The following is a 23,790-nucleotide window of genomic DNA, read 5'->3' as shown; positions in this document are numbered from 1 at the left end:
CTACCCCCCAAATGCCCAGCCTTTGGGGTAACAGGTGGGCCGGGTGATCTCAACCACTTGCGTCACCAGAGGTGGTGCACCCCTGCTGTAGCGTGGTTCAATTGTCGTTCACATCCTCATGCACAATGCGCGCGCCACTGGATTGCGAGCGAAAGGCAAGGCGCAGAAGGATCCACGCAAGCAAAGACAAGCCCGCGAAAATGGCGAGCAACGCGGCAGGGCTGAACCCCGGTGCCACCAGCACAAGACCGGCCATGGCCACGGCTCCGAGCGCAAAGCCCAGAAAGATGAATCCGGGCACCAGCACTTCGATCAAACCCATCAGCAGGGCCGCCGCCATCCAGACCCACCAAAGGTCAAGCAGTTCGCTCATGTGACGCGCCCCTTCAGCAACTTGAACGCGTCGCCAAAGGCCTCAATCGCCTGCGCCGGGACCAATATGGTCTGCTTACCATCGCCCGCGCCAAGTGCGTTCAACGCATCCACCTGTTTCAGCGCGATCTGATACTGCGCCGCTTCAAGGCCGTTTTCGTTGATCGCATGGGCCACGACCTGCGTGGCATAGGCCTCGGCATCCGCCAGGATCCGGCGGGCCTTTGCGTTTTGCTCGGAAGCATAGAGCTCCGCATCTGCGGCCAGTTCCACGGCGCGTTTGGACCCTTCGGCCTCTGTCACTTGTGCGCGGCGCGCGCGTTCCGCGTTGAGCTGCTGCAACATCGCATCGCGCGTTGCCTGATCGAGGTTCACGTCAAGGATTTCGGCGCGCGTAACTTCGATGCCCCAGTCATCTACCTGACTTTCGACCAGGGCCTTGATGGTCGTGATCAGCTGCGAGCGATTGGATTGCACTTCATCCAGATCCATCTTGCCGATTTCTGCACGCACAATGCCAGCGACCGTTGTGGCAATCGCCGCGTCTACATCGCGGATGCGGTAGACGGTGCGCTCAGGCTCCGTGATGCGATAGAAAACGGATGTTTCCACCTGCACCAGCACGTTATCCTTGGTGATCGCATCCTGACTGGCATTGGGCAATTGCCGCTCCAGAATGGAAATTTCATGGGCCACGCGGTCGATGAAGGGCACGATCAGGTTGATCCCCGGCCCCAGCACGGCGCGCAGGCGTCCAAAACGCTCAATCACGTATTTCTCTGATTGCGGCACGATTTTCACCGCCTTGACCACCAGAACGATCAACAGGGCAGCCAGCAGCAAAAACACCAGTGAGTTTTCGATCAGGGACAGGATGAAGGTTTCAATTTCCACGCGTGGACGTCCTTTCGTGAGGGGGGACTTCTAATTTGAGCGTGGTGGCGCGGGAATGCAAGTTATGACGCGGTATTTGCCGATCATGGTTAGCGACAACCTGCGATCCTATTGGGTGTCGGTGTCCGGCATTGGTCCGGTTTTCCAAGTGCAGCCTTGATCTGGCTCAATCGCTTCTACGCCTTCGAAGCCTTCCGGAGCGATCGATTCCCAAATCTGCAGCGCGTAGGTGTTGAATGGTCCGACCTCAATCCAACCGCGCCACCTTCCATAGAAGATTTCGTCATCTTCGATAACATCGTCATGCCATTGGCACGGGTCACCCATCTGTTGGCGAAACGCATCTGTCATGCGCACACTGCCGTCGAGAAAGGCGTTTCTGAAATCGGTGCCGCCGTCAAAGTCAGCACCGGTCAGATCAACAAACCTGAGCATGCCGCCATGGTTTGTGCTCATGCTCAGGTTTGTTTCTTGTAAATGGATGTACGCCGTTTTGACTCCTGTCAATCTCGTATAATCGAACATAGCCCGCTCCATCTGCGCCCTCCTGAGGTCCGCCCCCTCCATCTGCGCCCTCCTGAGGTCCGCCCCCTCCATCTGCGCCCTCCTGAGGTCCGCCCCCTCCATCTGCGCGCCCCAGAGGTCCGCCCCCTCCATCTGCGCGCTGCTGAGGTTCGCCCCCTCCATCTGCGCGCCCCAGAGGTCCGCCCCCTCCATCTGCGCGCTGCTGAGGTTCGCCCCCTCCATCTGCGCGCCCCAGAGGAACGCCCCCTCCATCTGCGCGCCCCAGAGGAACGCCCCCTCCATCTGCGCCTCGCTGAGGTTCGCCCCCGTGAGAAAACTGTTCGCCAGAATGGCGTTTCGAAAATCCATGTCCGTTGGTCGTCCAGATGGCACATGCCAGTCGGGGCGGCGCATATCGGCGATGGCTGCGTCACGTCGGCGCTCGAATTCAGCGGCAAAAGCTGCTTCGCGAGTCCCCAGATCGCTACAGTCTTCCACAGCCTCGCGTCTGCACCAGTCCGCGCGAAACTCTGCGCGCGCGTCACCGTGGCTCAGCCACCCGGCCGGACGTTCCACGATATTTTCGCCGGACAGATCGAGGTGCGCCAAGCGTGTGATGGGCCCTTCGGTCTGCTGATGGCTGGTCCAGAGCAGAGCCACCCCACCGATGAGGAGGCCCAACACCTGACCGCCGGTCGCCCAGAGCGCAGGCGGCGCGCTTCCCGCCGGGCGGCGCATGCGGCGGGCCATCATGGCAATGCTGGAGGCACCGGTGATGATCGAGGCGGCAAAACAGATCGCGGCAATCGCGGTCATCCAGAAGGTGCGCGCGGGCATTGAAAGCTGCCAGGTGAAATAGAGGATGATCAGCCCGAAGCCCCAGGCGAGCAGGAAATTCAGCAGCATCGCGCCCCCTTCCAGCGTGCGGGGCGTCGTGGAATTGTCACGGCGCATCCGGCGGCGAAAGTGCAGGGCGGCGTCCGTGACCAGCCAGGGGGTTACCGCATCGCCCAGCCGGATGCCGTTGATACGGGCAGGGGCCGCCCCCAGCGCGTCCCAGAGGCGGATCAGGTAGAGGTGAAAGTAGCCGTAGATCGCCGCAATCAGGATTGGCGCCGCCACGAAGAAGTACCGCGTCGGCACCTCCACATTGACCAAGGGCAGTTGCGTGGCGCGGTCGACGCCGTAGAAATCGATGTGCTCCACGCCCATGAGCGTGATGCCGACAAATACAAGGGCTGCCAGCAACGCGAACCATGTGGAGCGTGCGTTGTGGGTGAGCGCGTTGATGCGGTCGAGGTGGTCCTGATCGGTCATTAAATGGCCTTGGCTTCAATTGTTTCACTGTGGCGAAGCGGGGCATTGCAATCAAGAGGCTTGGAAATCCCGGCCAATTGCGCCAAAGGGGCGACATGAGTTTTTCGTTTGATTTACAGGCCACAGATGGCAAGGCCCGCACCGGGGTGATTGCGACGCCGCGCGGGGATATTCGCACGCCCGCTTTCATGCCGGTTGGCACGGCGGCCACGGTCAAGGCGATGATGCCCGGATCGGTACGTGAAACCGGTGCCGATATATTGCTGGGCAATACCTATCATCTGATGCTGCGCCCGACGGCGGAGCGGATTGATCGCTTGGGCGGATTGCACAAATTCATGAATTGGGAGCGGCCCATCCTGACGGACTCGGGCGGATTTCAGGTCATGAGTTTGGCGGCTTTGCGCAAGCTGACCGAAAAGGGCGTGACCTTCAAAAGCCACATTGACGGGTCCAAGCACGAAATCACGCCCGAGCGGTCGATGGAGATCCAGCGCTTGTTAGGGTCCGATATTGTGATGTGTTTTGATGAGTGTCCCGCACTGCCCGCGACCCGCGACACCATTGCGGAAAGCATGCGCCTGTCGATGCGATGGGCGCAAAGATCGCGCGATGCATTTGGCGACCGGCCGGGGCATGCGCTGTTTGGCATTCAGCAGGGTGGTTTGGAGCGTGATTTTCGAGCAGAGAGTGCGCAGGCTTTGGTCGACATCGGATTTGACGGCTATGCGCTGGGCGGGCTCGCCGTGGGCGAGGGGCAGGCGGCCATGTTCGGCGTTCTGGATTTTGCACCCGATATGTTGCCCAAAGATAAACCCCGTTATTTGATGGGCGTTGGCAAGCCTGACGATATTGTCGGTGCGGTGGCGCGGGGCATTGACATGATGGACTGCGTTTTGCCGAGCCGTTCCGGGCGCACGGGTCAGGTTTTCACTCGCCGCGGTGTCGTCAATATCAAAAACGCGCGCCATGCTGATGATCCGCGCCCTTTGGATGAAAAATGTGGTTGCCCTGCTTGCCAGAATTACAGCCGCGCTTATTTGCATCACGTCTTTCGAAGCCAGGAGATCATCTCGTCTATGCTGCTGACCTGGCATAATCTGAGGTACTATCAGGATCTTATGGCGGAAATGCGTGCTGCGATCAGTTTGGAGCGCTTTGATGATTGGCAAAGCGGGTTTCATCAATGTCGAGCCGAGGGCGATATTAAGCCTATTTAGAGAGAATTCGTCTGGGATTTTTCCGCCAAAACCGCCTCGGTTTAACGCAAGTTTAACTTCAAGCCGACTAGAGAGAGGGTGTATTAACGGAGTTGGCCGGATGCCCCCTAAAATGAAGACCGATGAAACAGTAAAAGGTCCCTCGTTGGACTATACACTGCATGAAACGCAGACGAAAATAGCGCCGACGCGTTTGGCCGCGATGCAAATTCTCATCTACAACATGGAACTGAGCAACGACGAAGAAAGCAATGTCACGGCGGAAGATTTTCTAGATGCCAAGAGCAAGTTGCGCGAAGGGTACGATGCGGCAAAGGATTTTCAATCCTATTTCCTGACCACGCATGAGCTGGATCTGCCGGAGTCCTTGTCAGATACGCTTGGTGAACTTGTGGTTGCTCTTGAAGAACTGGTGCGGATCACCGACCGGTGCTCTGTCGCGGATGGAGAAATCAAGGGCTTTCGACCAAGTCCAACGATGTATGATCTTTGCTGCACGCGAATTGCCAAGGGCGTCAATGCGTTCAGCGACGAACTGCGCGTCTTCTTTCTTGAATTGAATGACAAAGGCAAGGTGGATGCGTTGGATCGCGTCAATACCATTGCCATGGAGATCGGAAAGATCGGGCGGGTCATAAACATGGTCGCAACGAACGCTTCCATTGTGGCGGCACGGGCGGGCGATGCCGGCAAAGGATTCAATGTAATTGCTGATGAAGTCAAAGTGCTGTCCACGCGCGTTTCATCTCTATCAGTTTCTTTAACCGATAGATTGCATGTAAATTAGATCGACCTCATTGAGGACTTGCGTGATTTGAAGGCTTGTGATTCTGACCTGCAGTAGCCATGCTGTGGTCAACAAATACACCGGCGAGGTTGATTTCGGGTGTGGTTCGCCCCACCTGAGTCTTCCGAGCCTGGAGATGGTCGAGTGTTGCTGCCTGAGCGGGACCAGAACCATCTTGCCAACAACAAGGAAAGAGCATGCAAGAGCCTCTGAACGCCTCCTACCCAGTACTACCTTTGCGCGACATTGTGGTTTTTCCCCATATGATCGTGCCCCTTTTTGTCGGGCGCGAAAAATCCGTGCGCGCATTGGAAGAAGTCATGGCGGATGACAAACAGATTTTGTTATCCAGCCAGATTGATCCCGGTGTCGATGACCCCGATAGCGATGGCATCTACAAAGCCGGAGTGTTGGCGAATGTGTTGCAATTGCTGAAGCTGCCTGATGGCACTGTAAAAGTGTTGGTGGAAGGACAAGCGCGCGTCCGCATAACTGAATACCTTGAAAATGAAAGCTTTTTCGAAGCAAGAGCCGAATATCTGACTGAGATGCCGGGCGATGTTGCGACGACTGAAGCACTGCTGCGCACGGTATCGGATGAATTCGAACGTTATGCCAAAGTAAAAAAGAATGTTCCGGAGGAGGCGCTGGCGGCCGTCGGCGAGTCATCCGAGCCAGCAAAGCTTGCTGATTTAGTTGCTGGTCACCTTGGAATTGAAGTCAACCAGAAGCAAGATCTCCTTGAAACTCTTAGTGTGTCTGAGCGTTTGGAAAAAGTATATGGCTTGATGCAGGGCGAGATGTCCGTTTTACAAGTCGAAAAGAAGATAAAAACGCGTGTTAAGTCCCAGATGGAACGGACGCAACGCGAATACTATCTGAATGAACAGATGAAGGCGATTCAACAGGAACTGGGGGATGGTGAGGACGGCAAGAACGAAGTTGCTGAACTTGAGGCAAAAATTGCCGAAACTAAGCTGAGCAAGGAAGCGCGGGAGAAGGCTGACGCCGAGATAAAAAAGCTCAAGAACATGAGCCCAATGTCCGCTGAAGCAACCGTTGTGCGCAATTATCTGGATTGGATGTTATCCATCCCGTGGGGTGTGAAATCGCGCACGAAGAAAGACTTGGGACGCGCTCAGAAAGTGCTTGATGACGATCACTACGGTCTCGACAAGGTCAAGGAGCGGATTGTTGAATATTTGGCCGTGCAGCAACGCTCTGCCAAGCTCAAGGGTCCGATCATGTGCCTGGTTGGACCGCCTGGTGTTGGTAAAACGTCACTTGGAAAATCTGTCGCCAAGGCGACGGGGCGTGAGTTCATTCGCATCAGTTTAGGGGGCGTTCGGGATGAATCCGAAATTCGTGGACACCGCCGGACTTACATTGGATCTATGCCAGGAAAAATCATTCAAGCGTTGAAAAAGGCGAAAACCACCAATCCGCTTATTCTACTCGATGAGATTGATAAAATGGGTCAGGATTTCCGCGGGGATCCTGCGTCGGCAATGCTTGAAGTACTTGACCCTGAACAGAACTCTACTTTTGTGGATCATTATCTGGAAGTGGAATACGACCTGTCAAACGTGATGTTCCTGACAACATCAAATAGTTACAATATGCCCGGCCCGTTACTGGATCGCATGGAAATCATACCGCTTGCGGGCTACACGGAAGACGAAAAGCGTGAAATCGCGCGTCAACACCTTGTGCCAAAACAAATCAAAAACCACGGGCTCAAAGCGAAGGAATTCGTACTTGAAGACTCGGCGATCACAGAAATGATCAGGACGTACACGCGTGAGGCGGGTGTGCGAAATCTAGAACGCGAGATCGCAAAAGTTGCGCGTAAATCATTGACCAGAATTGTAAAAAAGCAAGCTGAAACAGTAACTGTAACTGATGAAAATATTGACGATTTCCTCGGAGTGAAGAAATTTCGGTACGGTCTTGCTGAAAAGGAGGACCAAATTGGTGTTGTCACGGGTCTAGCCTATACATCTGTTGGGGGGGAGCTTCTAAGTATCGAAGCACTTCGATTGCCGGGTAAAGGGCGAATGAAGACCACTGGAAAGCTTGGCGACGTTATGAAAGAGTCGATTGATGCAGCGTCGAGTTACGTACGTTCCATTAGCCCCAAAATCGGCGTTAAGCCACCGAAGTTCGACAAAATCGATATACACGTTCATGTGCCTGACGGGGCCACGCCGAAAGACGGTCCAAGTGCTGGATTGGCGATGGTCACTTCTATAGTGTCTGTACTCACGCAGATTCCGGTGCGCAAAGATATCGCGATGACAGGCGAAGTGTCCTTGCGCGGAAATGCGATGCCTATTGGGGGTTTGAAAGAGAAGCTGTTGGCAGCACTTCGCGGGGGCATCACTACCGTCCTTATTCCGGAAGAAAACGCTAAAGATCTAGTTGAAATACCAGATAATGTGAAATCCAACTTGAAAATTATTCCCGTCCGCCACGCGTCCGAGGTCTTAGAGCATGCCCTAGTACGCACGCCGGAAGCCATTGAATGGGATCAAGAAGCAGAGGAAGCTGCCGCAGCCGCCAGTATTGCCTCGCGGAACGACAATTCCGATACCGCAATTGCACATTGAGCGAAACTGCGACGGCAATTCAGATGCGCAATGTTTTGTTGCGTGTCAGGATTGCCATTTTCAAAGTCTCTGCATGATAGTAAAATGTCCCACGTGCAAGGATCAGCGGATTTTTAAACAACTCGAATGGGAACATTACGCGCTTTTGAAGGCGGAGGTTTTTCTGGCATAACTAGTTTGCGATGATAAATTAACGTTCCATCGACACAACCTCAAATAGTGATGCGCTGGTTTGACCAACAGCATAAAGGCCGACTCTGGTGACCCCACTATTGTGCATTGGTTGCCTGTATTAATGCAATTAAAACAGAACTTTTCGCCTTGCGCTTTAACCTTTTTGGCGTTTAGGGCTCGGAGAAGGCGAGTTCAAGACTGGCAAATAAATGTACAAGACCGACGAGATTACTGTCACGTTTGAGAAACTCTTTCCTGTGATGGCGAAATTTGTATGTAAGCTGCCTTTGGGCCGCCAGATCAACGTCGTTCAACACACCAGCACTACGCTATGGAGCGTGCTAACATCTCAGCAGTTATCGCTTTTACCTAGTGCATGCGTGTCCCATTCCACAATGGCGACCAAGTGAAGAAAGCCGTACAGCATCGGCTTTTGACCCGCGCCGTGTTTGTCTGTCGGAAGTTGATTTGTCTGAGTTGCGCTGCCATGTCTGATCTTTCCGGAGCGGCGTAAAAGTTTGCCTCGGCTTTGGCTGGCAGGATGGTCCCGATAGGCTCGAGCAGGTGTCGGTTGTTGAACCAATCGACCCGTTGGAGGTTGGCGTAGCCACCGCTTCAATGCAGCGCCATGGCCTGCATTTGTGAATGACCTCGGTCTTGAACAAGCCGTTGGTCGTTTTGGCCAGAAGGTTGTTTTGGAACTCCTTGGCGCGGCTGACAGGCGGTGCGATCTTAGCCTCTGCCAGCCTTTCGGTCTCCTTGATAGACAGGTATTGCGACCCACGGTCCGAGTGATACACCAATTGGCCTTGCGCCGGCCAGCGTTGATGAAGGGCCTGCTCCAAAGCATCGAAGACTAATCTGGCAGTGCCCTGAGTATCGCAATCACGTGTGGTCGCACGACTTTGTACACCATCGCACGGATGATGGTCGGGCATTCAGAACACGGAACATTCTGGGCGAGCATCGCCAGCAATGATGTGACTTAGTCCGCCATTGGTCCGAGGACAATGGGCGCGTGCAATCCGTGTGAAATGAAAGCTCAACTCGAGTGAGGTTATCGACGCTCTGACGGACTTGTTCATCCTGCGTGGCGTTCCCAGCTACATCAGGTCGAACAATGACCCTGAGTTCATCACCGAGGCCGTCAGGGATTGGATCAAGGCGGTCAAAGTGAAGACTGTATACATCGAGCCTGGCTCACCTTGGGAGAACGGATATTGCGAGCGCTTCAACCGAGGGATGCGGGATGAATTGCTGAACGACGAGATTTTCTACTCGTTGCGCGAAGCTCAAATAATCATTAATAGCTTGAGGAAACATTACAACACCAAACGACCTAACAGTGCTCTGGGCTACCGCACACCGGCGCTAGAGGCCATTGTACCGATGGACCAAAGGCCAATCATGCACTAACTTTCAATTGAACCACTCAAGTGGGGCTCCTCAATCTCGCTGGCCAGTATCAACCGCGACCTTCTTGACCCCGTCGTTCAGCGTTTGCGGCGCAAATCCAATCTTCGACGACAGGGATACAATCGCAGCCCAACAGCTCTCATGCTACCCTTCGCAATTCAAAACCATCTGCACAGCACCTTCGTGCACTTCCGGTGTGTATTTGTTCGGTGTCTTAATCAGGATGCTCTATCCTACTCATCAGTCAGAGCCTCCAGCAAACCGTACGCGCTTCAGATAGATCAATCGTAGTTAGGACTAAAGCGTCAATAATTAGCGCCATAGCTAGAGCGCAATACATCCGACTGGAAGGCTGACAAGGCAGCAATGACGGTTGATCTAAGGTTCTCAGTTTGAAATAATCATCGTAGAGATCAAAATAGATCTAATTCTCCAAGGTTGTCTAAGTTTACTTTTGATTCGCCAGCTGTAGTACCGTCCAGTAAATTGCGAGTAGCTTTAAGTTTAAGTCTGTTTCCAGCTTTTTTAATTGTTTCATCGGTGAACGGCCGTGTTTTGGGATCCCTAAGAATTAGCGCCATCATCGCTAAGTCTTCTAAAGATTGTCGTAAGAAATCCAAAACTTGCAAATTCTGTATGGCGACGTGATCACCAGCCAGCTGGGTCGAAACCGTATCTCCAAGAGTTTCCTCAATATCAAAAACATGGCCCGCCAAGCTATCCATATAGCTTGCTACACGCAACAGTATGTCTTCGGCGAGGATAGCCTCAGTTTCCCCAGTCATGGTCAAAGACGCCCAACCACAGCTTCAATGCAATTACGAAGCCCATCTTGCTCAAAAGGTTTTTTTAAATAGTTATTCATACCCAGTTTTTTGCCATGGTCCACGATTTGTTGTTCAGCTCGCCCTGTTATGAGTATAAACCCGACGCCTTTTGTTTTCGGTGACGCCCTCAATTGATGGAGCAGTTGTAGGCCATCCATCTGCGGCATATTGTAGTCGGAAATTACAAGATGGACAGGGCTCGTCGCCAGCGCTTTCAGCGCGTCGACGCCGTTTTCGGCCGTAGCGACGTTTCTGATCCCAAATGCATCCAAGGCTTGCGTTATTAGCCCACGGCTGGTGGACATATCATCTACAACCATGATGCGCAATTGATCACGCAGTGACATACTTTTTTTCCTTCAGTTTGGGCGGCTTTGACGTAACTTAAGCGGCTGGTTTGTAGGTTGTTGGCCCGTAGGTTTGAAATCCGGCGTCTTGTGGCTCAGGAATACGTTCGGAATGGCCAAGAAATAGAAATCCTTCCCGCGTTAGCAATTGACGAAAGCGGGGCCACAATTTGTTTTGAGTTTTCTGGTCGAAATAAATTACCACGTTTCGGCAAAAGATAACGTCCATTTGCTGGCGCATTGGCCATTCGTTCAACAAGTTCAACTCCCGATAAGAAATCAAACTTTTTAGCGAATTAGATGCACAGAAAAAACGTTCGCCACCGCTATCTTTTTGGTCAAAGTACTTATGTGACAGCGCAGTAGGTATTCCTGACGTCAAGCGCTCAGGATAGCAAGCGTCGGCTGCAAAACTTACAACCTGCGCATCTATGTCTGTTGCCAATACCTTTACGTTAAGTTTTTCGATCTCGGGTTCGATTTCCAAAAGGGTCATTGCGATTGACATGGCTTCTTGACCGTTGGAACAGCCGGCCGACCAAATCCTTACCGAACCGCCAGCTTTCAATTTTGGAAGCAACGTAGAGCGCAATTGCTCCTCAAGTATATCAAAATGATGTTTCTCTCGAAAGAAATGAGACACGTTTGTGGTCAGTGCCGAAATCATATGCCGACGCTCGTCAAAACCACTGTCAGAGCATACTAAAGTGCTGTACTCGGAAAAGTTCGAGAGGCTGAGAGCTTTCAGTCTATGACGCAGGCGGGATTGAATCATAGAAGTTTTTTCAACGGCCAATATCAGCCCGCTTTCACGGTAAGCCAACTCAGCGATGGCTTTAAAGCTATCAGGGTCAATACCAGTTTCTGATGTCAGGTTATTCATCATGCGGCACTGCTTTGCACCGACAAAACTATTGAACTGAGATCAAGTACACGGATCATTCGCTCGTCGATCAGAGTCAGTGAACTGACAACATTTGACGTCGATCCTGGTTGCATTTCCGGTGGGGGCTGTAGATCGTCTGCCGTCAACGCAATAATGTCCGAAACTGCATCAACCAATAAGCCGGTCATCACATCATCATGGTTGACGACAATAATCACGTTACGGTCAGTTTGTTTTTGCGGTTCTAATCCAAGTCGCTCGGATAGATCCATGACAGGCAGTACAGTCCCACGAAGGTTAATAACACCTTTCATGTATGAAGGCGCGTGTGGTAACGGCGTTGTACGAGTCCAACCCCGGATTTCTCGAACTGACATAATGTCCAGTGAGTATTCCTGATCAGCGAGTTGAAAGGTCAGCAGTTCAATGGTGGCAGGGGATTCTTTATCGTTCATGCCGATGCTCCTCCTAGAGTCTGAGCGGGTGTGTTTCCCGAGGCGCCGATTGCGTTGGAAATAATGTCAGAGGTATCAAGGATTAATGCTATCTGCCCATCTCCTAGGATTGTCGCGGCAGCAATACCTGGCGCTCGATAGAAACTGTCATCCAGCCCTTTAATCACAACCTGCCTTTGATCTTGAATGCTATCTATGATTAGAGCAGCGTGGCTGTCATCCTCATGTGCGATGAGCAAGACCACGGAACCTTCATAGTCCACAACCGGTTGGCGATAGCCTAATTCCTTGCCCAAATCGAACAATGGGACAAAACCGCTGCGTACACGAACAACATTCGCGCCAGGACGCACCATTTCGACGTCTTCATTCGACAGAGTCAGTGTCTCGATAACGACGTTCAGTGGTAAGACCAGTGTTTCATCAGCAACTTGCACTACCATACCATCCAAGACGGCAAGCGTTAAAGGTAGTGAAATCGAGAATGTCGTGCCTTCACCTGGCGTTGAGGATATTGTTATTCTACCACCCAATGCCTGGATAGAAGTCCTGACAACATCCATGCCGACGCCCCGTCCAGAAAGATCCGATACGACTGTCGCGGTAGAGAAACCCGGCAAGAATAGTAGGTTGTCGATCTCGGAGTCTGATAGTGAGGCATCTGGCGGGACCAAACCCTTGTCAATTGCGATTTGCAGGACTTTGGGACGATTAATCCCGCCACCGTCATCAGACACTTCGATGACCACTCGGCCTGATCGATGTGCTGCGCTTAGGTTTACGCGGCCTTGTTCTGGTTTGCCCGCAGCAATTCGGTCTTCAGGACCTTCTAGGCCGTGATCAACTGCATTTCGGATCATATGAGTCAGAGGGTCGGCCAGGCGCTCAATAACAGTTTTATCGACTTCTGTGCCTTCTCCATCAGTATGAAGACGGACGTCCTTGCCGACTGCTGCGGATGCTTCGCGAATAATTCGGGACATGCGTTGGAAAAGAGACTTCACTGGTTGCGCGCGGATCATCATCACACTGTCTTGAATATCACGCGTAAGACGTTGAAATTCTTCCAAACCGTTCATGGCATCCGAATGCGGCGATAGCCCGGAGCTTTCGAGGCTCTGCGAAAGCATCGCTTGGTTAATCACAAGCTCGCCAACCAAGTTTACCAATCTTTCAATGCGATCAAGATCTACCCGCACTACAGACTTTGCTGCAGTGGCAGATGCAGCCTGTTTTGAAGAAGGTGCGCTCTTGTTTGCTTGATCAGGTGAGGGCGTTACCGCCGGTGGGGCTGCCGCAGCAGAATTTTGTGTATCAGAAGTACTAGTGATTTCGGGAGTTGCTTCGCGAGCAACTTCGATGTCTAAATCACCCACCCCATCTTTTGCAGCAGTTGTCTCCGTTGATGCAGAAACTGCTTCGGGCATCTCATCTTTCAGCGAGAGTGAGGACTCGTCGGTTTCAGCCTGATCCTCACCCTGTGATACAAGACTGTCTAATTTCTCAATTTCCAAGGTGCAAAGCCCCTCGACAAACTCGAAAGCGGCGGAGATCTCCGCCTCTTCGACATCGGCGTGCAAATCAATCGTCCAGGCGAGATAAGAGTGCTCTGACGATATATCGTTTAAGTCGGGTAATTTGTCCAAGTGACATGTGACCTCGCACTCACCCATCTCATCAATAGAGCGCAGCATGTGGAAAGGCTCATTGCCTGTCTCGAACAATTCATTGTCGGGCCTAAAGGTAATGCGGTATCCAGTACCCACAGGCGGCGGCAAGTCTTCCAACGCTGGCAAACCTGGCAAGTCATCGTCATCGGTATCCCCGCCAAAGTCCAAGTCCAAAGATACTGTGGCTGGTTGGAAATCGATGTTCTCGTCTTCGACTTCCTCTTCTTCTTCAACACCCGCATCGCCAAGTAGTCCGCCAAGCGCGGTCAGCAGAGTAGCTGTTTTTTCTTCTGGCAGGGCCAAATCGTCGCGGCAAGCGCGTACAAGGTCTGACAGGTGGTCCGCACATTGGAAGAAAATTTTCAATGCTTCCAAATCTGGCGTCATGCGACCGGCGCGCACCTCGTCAAGAACCGTTTCGAAACGATGCGCAAATCGCACAAGAGCTTCCAGGCCAAACGCCCCGGCGCCGCCCTTAATCGAGTGCACGGCTCTAAACACGACATTGATGGTTTCCGGATCTTCATCGCCATCGTCGAGCGATTGCAAGCCGTCTTGCAGTGCTTCTAGCAGTTCCTCGCATTCGATGAAGAATGACGCTCGGATTTCTGCCATTGGGTCATTGGAGTCAGTCATACGAGCCTCTTATCCTGCGACCATTTGCAAAGCTTTGATCAGCTTGGATGGGTCAAATGGTTTAACAATCCAGCCGGTCGCACCGGCGCTGCGAGCACGCGCTTTCAATTCGGGCGCAGCTTCGGTGGTCAGAACTAAAATCGGTGTAGCGCGATGCTTGTCTTGTCCTCTGACTGCGTCAATAAAGCCAAAACCGTCCATACGCGGCATATTGATGTCTGTGATAATCGCATCAGGTTCGATGCCATCAAGCACTTCAATGCCATGCACGCCATCATCGGCTGTATGAACATTAAAGCCTGCAGGCAGCAATGCCAGGCGGATCATGTCACGCATTGTTCGACTGTCGTCCACGGCCAGAATTTCCATTTTTATACACGCCCCCTTGCGATGGCTTCAGGTGTCATGCCCATGACACGCAATTGATCAATCACGCGGTCTGACGCGTTCAACACAGAAACGGAGCGTCCGGCCGCGACAGCGGTTGTTGCAGCCGCGATCATGACTTGCAGGCACAACGCACCAAGATGGCTTACCTCGGACAAATCCATAATAAGGTCGCCATCTTTGTGATCCTTCAGAGTGGTCATCAAAGCGGAAGCCGCAGGTAAATCGAGACGGGGAGCGAGGGTGATTGGATCACTCATAATGCCGCCCTTAAATAACAAGATCTTTGCAGGTGCATCGCTCTCTCCACATCGGCTGCCTAATTGAATAAGAGAGGTTGTAGAGCGCAGTCCGTTAAGACAGCGTTACTAGCCGAGAACTTTTTGCCGATCGCCTGCAAGGGCCTGGTTTTCTTGGTTTTGCGGCCTCTAACCACAAGAAAAACCCCAAGGCTTGCGCATTGGGGCTGGGTAAATTTACAAAGCTTTTTAGCGGTTAAGCGCGTCTGCGGCGCCCGCCGGTTCGCGCGGCGCGTCCACGCCCTTCCTGACCGGGTTTGGGCGCTTCTTTGTTGAAGGCGATCCACGCCCCGCCATGGGGGTCATTATTGGTCAGGAAATTGGCCGCTCGAATGGCTTCCATTTCCTTGCCGGGTCGTGATTTCGTGGAGCCCAAACCGGTCAACTGGCAAAACAGCTCCAGATCCATTTCCTCCGGGAAGACCACGCCAGCGGCCTGCAATTCAAGTTTCTTGGCCTCTATTCTGGCGACGGGCACTGGCAGAGCAACCGGATTCATGATTGCTGATGTCATGCCAGCGCCCATGGCCATAGGCAGAAAGGCATTGTTGATCCCGTGTCGATTTGGCAGTCCAAAGGAGATGTTGGATGCGCCACATGTCGTGTTGACGCCCAGTTCTTCGCGTAGCCGTCGAACCAGAGTAAAGACTTGATGGCCAGCAGTTGCCATGGCGCCAATCGGCATAACAAGCGGGTCAACAACAATGTCATGAGCAGGGATGCCAAAATCCGCCGCGCGTTCGACGATTTTCTTGGCTACTGCAAACCGCACATCAGGATCTTCGGAAATCCCGGTATCATCATTGGAAATCGCAACCACAGGGACATTGTATTTTTTGACAAGCGGCAATACCAGCTCCAGCCGCTCTTCTTCGCCGGTGACAGAGTTCAGAAGGGGCCGACCCTCAGCGGCGGCCAAACCTGATTCCAGCGCACCAGGCACGGAGCTATCGATGCACAGCGGCACATCGACGATGGCTTGCACACGTTCAACCAGTTCCTTCATCAAGGGTGGTTCCACAAAGTTATTATCCGCGTAGCGTTTGTCTTGGGCCATCTTGTTGGTGAAAACCGCTCCCGAATTTATGTCGAGCACCGTGGCACCAGCGGCGACCTGCGCCACCGCGTCCGCCTCAACGGTGGAAAAATCCCCCGCCTCGAGTTCCATCGCGAGCTTTTTGCGACCCGTGGGATTGATCCGTTCTCCGATCACGCAGAACGGCTGATCAAAACCGATGATGGCGGTCTTGGATTTTGATTCGACGATGGTCTTGGTCATGAAGCAGTCCTTGGATCAGGCATTTGCAGGGGCGGCGTCAGGCCCCCCGTTGTCGGTGGCCCATGTGGCGTTGGTCTTGATCCCGCCAAGCGGGAAGAAATGCACATTGCTGATGTTGAAGTCCGGATTGGCGGCTTTATGCGCGGCAAGTTGTGCCACGACATCCCAAGGTTCATAGGGCATCAACAGCTTGGTTACGTCCATCGCCCGCTTTTGCAGAACTTTGAGAGAGGGTCCCACACCGCAGGCAATGGCGAACTTGATCAGTGTTTGCAGCTTGGCGGGCCCCGCAATACCTATGTGAACGGGCAGGGTGATGCCTTCCGCCGCCAGATTATCCGCCCAGGCAATGATGGGTTTTGCGTCGAAGGCAAACTGCGTCGCAATTGCCATTTTCGCATCCGTACGGCTCTGGAAGTCATTTTTCCATTGCAATGCGGCAGTCACATTTTGCATGGACCCATCAGAATCAATGTCGCGATTGCCTTCGGGATGCCCGGCAACGTGCAGGCGCTCAAAACCGGCTTGGTCAAAGAGACCGGTTTCCATCAATTGCATCGAACTGTCGAAATCACCGTGCGGTGTTTCAACGCCCCCCGCCAGCAACAGCGCCTGCTTGACATCCGCTTCGCCTTGATAGCGCGCAATCCAATCGGCAAGCGTGGCTTTGTCCTTTATGATTCGCGCCGGAAAATGCGGCATGACGGGAAAACCATCCGCATTCAGGCGTTTTGCCGTGGCCACCATGTCTTCAATTGGCGTCCCCTCAATATGGGCGACGTAGACCCGTGTGCCGTCGGGGAGCAGGTCGCGGAAGTTTTCGACCTTCTCTGCGGTGCGCGGCATCACCTCAATGGAATAGTCACGCAAAAATGCTTCGACCACAGGGTCGGCGGGCGTGGCGGGGGCTGCGTCTTTCTTTTTGAAACTCAACAAGGCCATCAGGTGGTCCTTTCGGGATAAAAGGGTGTCGAATAGTCTGGTCAGGGTCAGGCCCAGCCATCGTTGTTGATCAGCGCCTTGATGCGCTCGCGGTCATATTCTGCATCCAGTCGCGCGGCTTGCGCATCTGCGACAGCTTCAGCATCGCCTTCTACGGAAAAAGGGGCTGCCTTGCGCCACTCTGCAAGATAAGCATCCGTGTCCTCCGCGCCAACCTTCATGGCTGCGCGATCAATCGCCTGCTCAAACCGTTCGGGCAGGGGGCGTTTGGAGCCCCGGCGGCCCTTGCCAACAATGACCTGCGCCGGAATATCGCGCCAATATACAATCGTGACGTCTGGCATGAACTGATTCCCTTTGATCCGTTCCAAACTGTCTAACGACATCAAATCTGATTTCGAGGCCGGTTTTCGACAAAACAACATCTTTCCGCGACGCAAAGCACGCAACCTAATCCAAGATGAACCTCAAGAAACATCAGTTGGGGTACTCGCGAAATGCCGCGTGCCTTGTCTGACAAGGCGTAACGCGCTGCCCGTGTTTTTTCAGCACACAAATAGAAGATGTGATTTGATGCTGCCGCTTGCGCCAAGCCCTGCCAGAGACTAGTTTAATTCCAACTCGTAATGAAAGGCGCACAAGATGGCGCCAAAGCGTCCCAGAGGTGCGGGCGCGCTCGAAAAGCAGCAGGCTCTGAGCCCCGCGCCCGTTCAACCCCGATCCGGTGAGCTTTATGCTGCACTTGATCTGGGCACGAATAGCTGCCGCATGTTAATCGCCCAACCCAAGGGCACAGGTTTTCATGTGGTCGATAGTTTCTCGAAAACCGTGCAATTGGGCGCGGGGCTTGAGAGGACCGGGCGTTTGTCGCGCGGATCCATGACGCGCACCATACAAGCATTGCGCATTTGCCAGCAAAAGCTGCGACGTAACAAAGTGCGCCGCATGCGTCTTGTGGCCACAGAAGCCTGCCGACGGGCCTTGAACGCAGAAGAGTTCATAAAGCGTGTGCAGCGTGAAACCGGTCTGCGGCTGGATATCATCAAGCCACAGGAAGAGGCGCAACTGGCGGTGGTTTCCTGCGCGCCACTGGTTGGGAAATCCACTGAAAACCTTCTGGTTGTGGATATTGGCGGCGGTTCCACGGAATTGGTTTGGATCGATCTGAAGGATGTGCCCGCGCGCGAAAGACCCAAAGCCATCATGCGGCTGAACAGCGGGTTTCAGCAAGCCCTTCCCGATGTCCCGGCGGCGCGGGTCGTGGATTGGATTTCAGTTCCGTTGGGCGTTGCGACACTGCGCGAACAATTCAACGATGTCGAAGACGATGCCGCGCGTTTCGCACTGATGAGTTGGTTCTTTGAGGAAAACCTTGGGGGATTTGCCCCGTATCACGACACACAGCCGCATGAGAAATTCCAAATTGTCGGTACATCGGGCACCGTGACGACGGTGGCTGCGAGCCATTTAGGTCTCAAACGCTATGACCGCACGAAAGTGGACGGGTTGCATATGACCAGCGAAGAGATCGACCGTGTCATCAGGTCTTATCTGGCGCTTGGACCGGCCGGGCGGCGGGCAGACCCGCGGATCGGTCAGGATCGACAGGCGTTGATTATGTCAGGGGTCGCCATTTTGCAGACATTGATGCGGTGCTGGCCCACGGATCGATTGTCCGTAGCGGATCGCGGTTTGCGCGAAGGCCTGTTATATGCCCAGATGAGCGCGGATGGCGTGTTGGAAGACGGAGAGTTCTGATGGGAAAGACCCCCACGGGCAAAAACACATCAGGGCGCGGCCAACGCGAATTGAAGGTGAAGGTCAAGTCGGCCCGGGGGCGCAAGCTCAGCTCCACGCGGTGGTTGCAACGGCAATTGAACGATCCCTATGTCAAGCGTGCGAAAGCTGAAGGATACCGCGGTCGGGCGGCCTTCAAGATCATGGAACTGGACGACAAATACCGCTTTCTGGTGCCGGGCGCGCGTGTCGTGGATCTTGGGGCGGCTCCGGGGGGATGGTGTCAGGTCGCCGTCAAACGCGTCAATGCTTTGAATGAGCGCTCGGGGAAGGCAGTCGGGACAATCCTGGGGATAGACTTGCAGGAAATGGAACCCATTGCGGGCTGCGCGTTACACGTGCTCGACTTCATGGAGGATGACGCAGATCTCAAAGTGAAGGGTTTGCTGGATGGCAAGGCGGACGTGGTCATGTCTGACATGGCTGCTAGCAGTTCAGGTCACAAACAAACCGATCACCTGCGGATCATCGCCCTCTGTGAAGCCGCCGCATATTTTGCGTTTGATGTGCTGGAAGAAGGCGGCACATTTGTTGCCAAGGTCCTTGCAGGCGGTGCGGAAGGGGAATTGCAAAAGCTGTTGAAACAGCGCTTCACAAAGGTCGCGAACATCAAGCCGCCTGCCTCTCGATCTGACAGTTCAGAGAAGTTTGTGGTGGCGACAGGTTTCCGTGGGCCTGTGTAACCTTTTACCTGTCATTAAAACTATCGTGCCTACTTTGCCGCCAGTGGTAACGCCGTTCGGGCGCACCAATTTCAACAAAAGGACTCTGGATATGTTCCGCACGCTTCTTATGTCCGCGCCCCTGCTGGTCGCGGCAAGTATTGTTCACGCCGTCGATGCTCCCCCGGCTATGAAAGCCTTCGTCGAATCCGACATCATGTCATGGGCGCAGGATGCGCAGGTGATCGACGCGATCAATGCTAAAAACGCAAAAACTTCTGGCGTCAGTGCCGCTCAAATTGAAGAGTGGGACACTCAGTGGCGTGCTGAAGTCGGTGCGGCGAACCAGCCTTTGATCAGCGCTGTCATGGGCCAGCCGCTGTCGGCATTCCTCAGCGAGCAGGTTGCTGCATCCGGTGGCCGTATCACCGAAATCTTCGTCATGGACGCCGTTGGGCTGAATGTTGCTGCCAGCGACATTACCTCGGATTACTGGCAGGGCGATGAAGACAAGCACGCCAAGACTTACGGTGCTGGTGCAGGGTCCATTTTCGTGGATGAAATCGAACTTGACGAAAGCACGCAGGCTTACCAGGGCCAGGTTTCCATCGCTTTGACAGACCCCGCAACAGGCGAAGTTGTCGGCGCGATGACCATCGGCTTGAACGCGGAAGCTTTCTTTTAAAACACTATTGCAGGTGGGTCTGATGATCCGCCTGCAACGACGTCAGAGCGGCACGTTGCAAAACCGCCAAGGCATCTGAAGTGACGTCATGGGTTTGGATATTGCGCATACGTTCAGTTGTCATATCAGCTTGATGTCTTTGCCGCAGCAATTCAAACAACTGCGCGCGACCTTCATTTTCCGTTCGCCGACTATCCGACATTTTATAATCCTCACCTGAATTGCATGCTTTGTTGTGACAGACGACTGCGGCAAAGATCGGGCGAGATCTCGACTTAATGTCGACAAATCAAACAGTCGATTTAGACCCGGTTTGGCTTGGGTTTGTTCAAACCTGGCACGCGCAAACATGGCAATTAGCCTCCCCGTACCGTTTGGATGATGCGGCCAAGAGAATGTCGGAAATTCGCGCCATGGTAGAAGTAACATTCGGATTTCGCTTAATTTAATTGTTGCGCTATGCTGTGTCAGGTCCAGGTGCGTAGATGCTTATGGCCCGGGAAATGCATGGGGGTGCGGACCATCGAAAAGACTCTCTTTCAATTTATTTGGAAGTACTCAAAGCGCGACCAGCTGATCTTGTTGCTCTTCACCAGCACTTTGTTTCCTTTCCTGTATCTGACGCTGGAACTGCCCAAACGCATTATCAATGACGCGATTGGCTCCCAATCCGCACGCATTGATGTGTTGGGACTGGAATTCACCCAAGTCGGATTTCTGATGCTTTTGTGCGCCGTGTTTCTGCTTTGTGTGCTGATGCACGGACTGCTAAAAATGCGAATCAACACCATGAAAGGCGTTTTGTCGGAGCGGATGTTGCGGCGCCTGAGGTACGGTTTGATTTCGCGGATGCTTCGATTTCCGCAATCCTATTTCCGACGTACCTCTCAAGGCGAGATGGTCACGATGATAACCGCAGAAACCGAACCCATGGGTGGCATGATGGGGGACGCGCTGACCCAGCCGGTTTTGCAGGCGGGCCAGATGATCACCATTCTGTTGTTCTTGTTCTTGCAGAGCGTCTGGTTTGGGCTCGCAGCGGTTGCTTTGATCCCCCTGCAGGCCTGGTTAATCCCGATGCTGCAGCGTCAAATCAATTTGATAAACAAAGAGCGTATCAAGGAGGTGCGCCAGCTTGCGGCATTGATCGGTGAGAGCGCTGCTGGTGCCGCGGATTTGCGCATTCATGGTGGTTGGCGCCATCGGCTTGCAGTGATGAGCGATCGTCTGGGGCGTGTCTTCAACATCCGCCTGCAAATCTACCAAAAGAAATTTTTCATGAAGTTCATCAACAACTTCATCGCTCAGCTTACACCATTCTTCTTTTTCTCTGTTGGCGGATATCTGGTCATACAGGGGGCTGTTTCGCTTGGCGCATTGGTTGCGGCATTGGCTGCCTACAAAGACTTGACCTCACCTTGGAAAGAGTTGCTGACCTTTTACAATCAAGCGCAGGATATGGCACTGCGTTGGGAAACAGTTACCGAAAAATTCGCCCCGTCGGGCATCATTGATGCGGATTTGATGACCGATGTACCCGATGTGATCCCGCGATTGAACGAGTCCATCATTCTGGATGAAATCAAATTGGAAGATGCAGATGGAAACCCGGTTCTGGATGGCATAACGGCGCGGTTCGAGCCAGGTAACTTGGTGGCTGTCCTTGCCCCAAGTGAAGAGGATCGGCGCGCTTTGACAGAAGTTCTGACCCGGGAGGTCTTGCCGGTGTCAGGCAAGGTGACGCTTGGTGATCGAAACCTAGCATCCCTGCATCAATCGGTCATCGCTGCCCGCATCGGTCTGGCAAACCAGCGCCCCGGGCTGTTCAGGGGCAGCTTTGGCGACAATGTCATGATGCCCTTGAAACAGCGCCCCACCGGCGAAAATTCCAAGGACGAATTGCGAAGAAGTCAGGAAGCACATGCCGCGGGCAACAGCGTCGATTCCCCCGATGCCAAATGGCTGGATCCGGCTCTTGCCGGCCTGAAGGATGATCAGGCGTTACGAGATTGGGGCGTTTCGCTGTTGGATAGCATCGGGCAGGGCGGGGACCTTTACCGACGTGCCTTGGACCAGAAAATGGATGCCGACACGGGTTCAAGGCTGCATGCCGGGTTGATCGCACTACGCCCCAAAATCTGGTCAGCTGTTGTTGCGGCGGGCCTGGACCGTCATGTCTTCAGATTTGATCCTGAACGCTACAATCCGGCCCTTCCTGTTACCAGCAACCTTTTTTTTGCCATGATGCGACAGAGCATGACGCAAAGGGAACTTGCGGCACATACTGATCTGTTTGACTATTTTCGCACATGTGGTTTGGAAGAAAGCCTGTTGCAGGTTTCCCAAGACGTCATTGATCTGTTATCGCAGACCTTTGGCGCGGATGGTACCGGGCATCCATTGTTTCGAAAACTGGGATTGGATCCAGATTTATATGAACGTTCTGTCCAGGTATTGCGCGCCCGCGACTCCGCCTCCAAAACCGTACTTGGCGATGCAGACAGAAACATGCTCCTGACCATCCCGGCCTTGATTTCAGCCGAGCAAATTGGCCCGGCGTTCAGTGAGGACATGCAGCAACGCATCTTGGAGGCGCGCCGTTCAAATACTGCAAAGATTCAGGATCAATTAAGTGCTCTCTACGTCCCATTGGGCGCTGACCGGATAATTCCCGGACTATCGGTCCTCGAGAACGCATTGTATGGCAAGATCTCGGAAGGTGCCGGCGCGCGTGCGGATGATCTGCGCAAGATCGTATCAGACATTCTCGAAGAAGAAGGTTTCAAACCAGCCGTTTTTGATTTGATGTATGATCTGCCTTTGTCGTTATCCGGCCAAAGCTTGCCAGCCATTTTGACCGAACCGCTCGCATTAAGCCGGGCTGCGATCAAGCGCCCCGATATTTTGATCCTTGATCAGATGTTCAGTGGCCTTGATCCCGAGGCCAAGCGTGACGTTTATCGTAAGCTGCGCGACCTGTTGCCTGATACCACAATTATTCATCTTGCCGATCAATTTGAGGATTCCGAGGACTTCGACGTCTTTCTTGAAATCCGTCAAGGTCGGATGATCACGGCGCAGACAGCAGAAAATGGCGTGCAGGACGGCGCAGCGCAGGCTGATCTATTGCGAAAACGGCGAGCGTTGGAGGGAACACCCCTTTTCTCCGGGCTGAGTCGTAAACAATTGCGATTGCTGGCCTTTGGCGCGAAATGGTTTGAGGCGTCAGCAGGGGATGTGATCTTCAACCAGAACGATGCGCCCAGCGATGGGGCATATGTGATCCTTGCGGGATCAGCTGAGTTGTACAAACCTAAATCAGAGGCGGAGGAGACCCATGTCTCCACAGTTGGACCAGGGAGCCTGGTTGGAGAGTTGGGTCTTATCAGAAATGTCCCGCGTGCTTTGAGCATGCGCGCCCAGACTGATCTGGAAGCGCTTCGACTGGGTGCGGAAGAGTTTCTGGCAGTCGTCGAGCATGATGCCGCAACTTCTTTCAAGCTTTTGCAGGTGGTTGCCGGCTACGCCAAGTAAGCTTCTGCGACGCTGCAAAAGTTTGATCTGCAGAGGCCATTCAGCGCATCGAAAATATGAACACCAAACTGAGCAGAAGTCACGGTTGGTA

20 protein-coding genes and 2 pseudogenes are annotated in these 23,790 nt (G+C 53.5%); 8 read left to right on the top strand and 14 right to left on the bottom strand.

Annotated elements, in window-relative coordinates; translation table 11 throughout:
* Positions 1-97: 97 nt before the first annotated feature.
* The 3 genes from R8G34_03255 to R8G34_03245 form a co-directional block, all read right to left on the bottom strand.
* Positions 98-373, bottom strand: a complete 276-nt coding sequence (locus R8G34_03255; GenBank protein MDW3221894.1) for a hypothetical protein — start codon at positions 371-373, stop codon at positions 98-100.
* The gene (locus R8G34_03250; protein MDW3221893.1) at positions 370-1,266 is read right to left on the bottom strand and encodes an SPFH domain-containing protein; all 897 of its coding nucleotides are present in this window, start codon (positions 1,264-1,266) and stop codon (positions 370-372) included. Before R8G34_03250 ends, R8G34_03255 begins: the two co-directional genes overlap by 4 nt.
* 108 nt (positions 1,267-1,374) lie before the next feature.
* Positions 1,375-3,087 carry a pentapeptide repeat-containing protein gene (locus R8G34_03245; GenBank protein MDW3221892.1) on the bottom strand — a complete coding sequence of 571 codons (1,713 nt, stop codon included), beginning with the start codon at positions 3,085-3,087 and terminating at the stop codon, positions 1,375-1,377.
* 95 nt (positions 3,088-3,182) lie between these two features.
* Between R8G34_03245 and tgt the strand changes: the two genes are divergently transcribed.
* The 3 genes from tgt (at position 3,183) to lon (ending at position 7,703) form a co-directional block, all read left to right on the top strand.
* Positions 3,183-4,307 (top strand): tRNA guanosine(34) transglycosylase Tgt, encoded by a 1,125-nt coding sequence (tgt, locus tag R8G34_03240; protein ID MDW3221891.1) that lies wholly within the window; start codon positions 3,183-3,185, stop codon positions 4,305-4,307.
* On the top strand, positions 4,249-5,094 hold the full coding sequence (locus R8G34_03235) for a methyl-accepting chemotaxis protein (protein ID MDW3221890.1): 846 nt from the start codon (positions 4,249-4,251) through the stop codon (positions 5,092-5,094). Before tgt ends, R8G34_03235 begins: the two co-directional genes overlap by 59 nt.
* Positions 5,095-5,291: 197 nt before the next feature.
* On the top strand, positions 5,292-7,703 hold the full coding sequence (gene lon, locus R8G34_03230) for an endopeptidase La (protein ID MDW3221889.1): 2,412 nt from the start codon (positions 5,292-5,294) through the stop codon (positions 7,701-7,703).
* 543 nt (positions 7,704-8,246) lie between these two features.
* On the opposite strand, the pseudogene R8G34_03225 reads toward lon, so the two are convergent.
* Positions 8,247-8,734: pseudogene (locus R8G34_03225) on the bottom strand (hypothetical protein).
* A 14-nt stretch (positions 8,735-8,748) separates the two neighbouring features.
* Here R8G34_03225 and R8G34_03220 point away from each other — a divergent pair.
* A pseudogene (locus tag R8G34_03220) lies at positions 8,749-9,293 on the top strand (integrase core domain-containing protein).
* 413 nt (positions 9,294-9,706) lie between these two features.
* On the opposite strand, the gene R8G34_03215 reads toward R8G34_03220, so the two are convergent.
* From R8G34_03215 to R8G34_03170, 10 genes are all read right to left on the bottom strand, one after another.
* A complete protein-coding gene (locus tag R8G34_03215) occupies positions 9,707-10,078 on the bottom strand; it encodes a hypothetical protein (protein ID MDW3221888.1) in 372 nt (123 codons plus the stop codon).
* 2 nt (positions 10,079-10,080) lie between these two features.
* The gene (locus tag R8G34_03210; protein ID MDW3221887.1) at positions 10,081-10,467 is read right to left on the bottom strand and encodes a response regulator; all 387 of its coding nucleotides are present in this window, start codon (positions 10,465-10,467) and stop codon (positions 10,081-10,083) included.
* A gap of 37 nt (positions 10,468-10,504) precedes the next feature.
* Complete coding sequence (locus tag R8G34_03205; GenBank protein ID MDW3221886.1) at positions 10,505-11,353, bottom strand: protein-glutamate O-methyltransferase CheR; 849 nt, start codon at positions 11,351-11,353, stop codon at positions 10,505-10,507.
* Positions 11,350-11,808 (bottom strand): chemotaxis protein CheW, encoded by a 459-nt coding sequence (locus R8G34_03200; protein ID MDW3221885.1) that lies wholly within the window; start codon positions 11,806-11,808, stop codon positions 11,350-11,352. The genes R8G34_03205 and R8G34_03200 overlap by 4 nt, the downstream gene beginning before the upstream one ends.
* Entirely contained in the window at positions 11,805-14,114 is a 2,310-nt protein-coding gene (locus R8G34_03195; protein MDW3221884.1) for a chemotaxis protein CheA, read from the bottom strand. Before R8G34_03195 ends, R8G34_03200 begins: the two co-directional genes overlap by 4 nt.
* Before the next feature lie 9 nt (positions 14,115-14,123).
* Positions 14,124-14,489 (bottom strand): response regulator, encoded by a 366-nt coding sequence (locus tag R8G34_03190; protein MDW3221883.1) that lies wholly within the window; start codon positions 14,487-14,489, stop codon positions 14,124-14,126.
* On the bottom strand, positions 14,486-14,761 hold the full coding sequence (locus tag R8G34_03185) for an STAS domain-containing protein (protein ID MDW3221882.1): 276 nt from the start codon (positions 14,759-14,761) through the stop codon (positions 14,486-14,488). The genes R8G34_03190 and R8G34_03185 overlap by 4 nt, the downstream gene beginning before the upstream one ends.
* A gap of 235 nt (positions 14,762-14,996) precedes the next feature.
* On the bottom strand, positions 14,997-16,079 hold the full coding sequence (locus R8G34_03180; GenBank protein MDW3221881.1) for a methyltetrahydrofolate cobalamin methyltransferase: 1,083 nt from the start codon (positions 16,077-16,079) through the stop codon (positions 14,997-14,999).
* A gap of 15 nt (positions 16,080-16,094) precedes the next feature.
* Positions 16,095-17,021 (bottom strand): methylenetetrahydrofolate reductase, encoded by a 927-nt coding sequence (locus R8G34_03175; GenBank protein MDW3221880.1) that lies wholly within the window; start codon positions 17,019-17,021, stop codon positions 16,095-16,097.
* Positions 17,022-17,068: 47 nt separating this feature from the next.
* Positions 17,069-17,365: a virulence factor gene (locus tag R8G34_03170; GenBank protein ID MDW3221879.1), complete on the bottom strand. Its 297-nt coding sequence runs from the start codon at positions 17,363-17,365 to the stop codon at positions 17,069-17,071.
* A 298-nt stretch (positions 17,366-17,663) separates the two neighbouring features.
* On the opposite strand from R8G34_03170, the gene R8G34_03165 reads away from it, so the two are divergent.
* The 4 genes from R8G34_03165 to R8G34_03150 all read left to right on the top strand — a co-directional run bounded on the left by R8G34_03165 (position 17,664) and on the right by R8G34_03150 (position 23,699).
* Positions 17,664-18,779 carry a Ppx/GppA phosphatase family protein gene (locus tag R8G34_03165; protein ID MDW3221878.1) on the top strand — a complete coding sequence of 372 codons (1,116 nt, stop codon included), beginning with the start codon at positions 17,664-17,666 and terminating at the stop codon, positions 18,777-18,779.
* A complete protein-coding gene (locus tag R8G34_03160) occupies positions 18,779-19,501 on the top strand; it encodes an RlmE family RNA methyltransferase (GenBank protein ID MDW3221877.1) in 723 nt (240 codons plus the stop codon). Before R8G34_03165 ends, R8G34_03160 begins: the two co-directional genes overlap by 1 nt.
* A 91-nt stretch (positions 19,502-19,592) precedes the next feature.
* Positions 19,593-20,165, top strand: coding sequence for a hypothetical protein (locus tag R8G34_03155; protein MDW3221876.1), 573 nt, complete (start codon positions 19,593-19,595; stop codon positions 20,163-20,165).
* Between the two features lie 600 nt (positions 20,166-20,765).
* Complete coding sequence (locus R8G34_03150; GenBank protein ID MDW3221875.1) at positions 20,766-23,699, top strand: ABC transporter transmembrane domain-containing protein; 2,934 nt, start codon at positions 20,766-20,768, stop codon at positions 23,697-23,699.
* Positions 23,700-23,790: the final 91 nt, after the last annotated feature.

It is taken from the genome of Paracoccaceae bacterium (genome assembly GCA_033344815.1).
Classification (GTDB): domain Bacteria; phylum Pseudomonadota; class Alphaproteobacteria; order Rhodobacterales; family Rhodobacteraceae; genus Roseobacter.
Note: the sequence above shows the minus strand (reverse complement) of the source record. Positions and strands in the feature narration are given on the sequence as shown.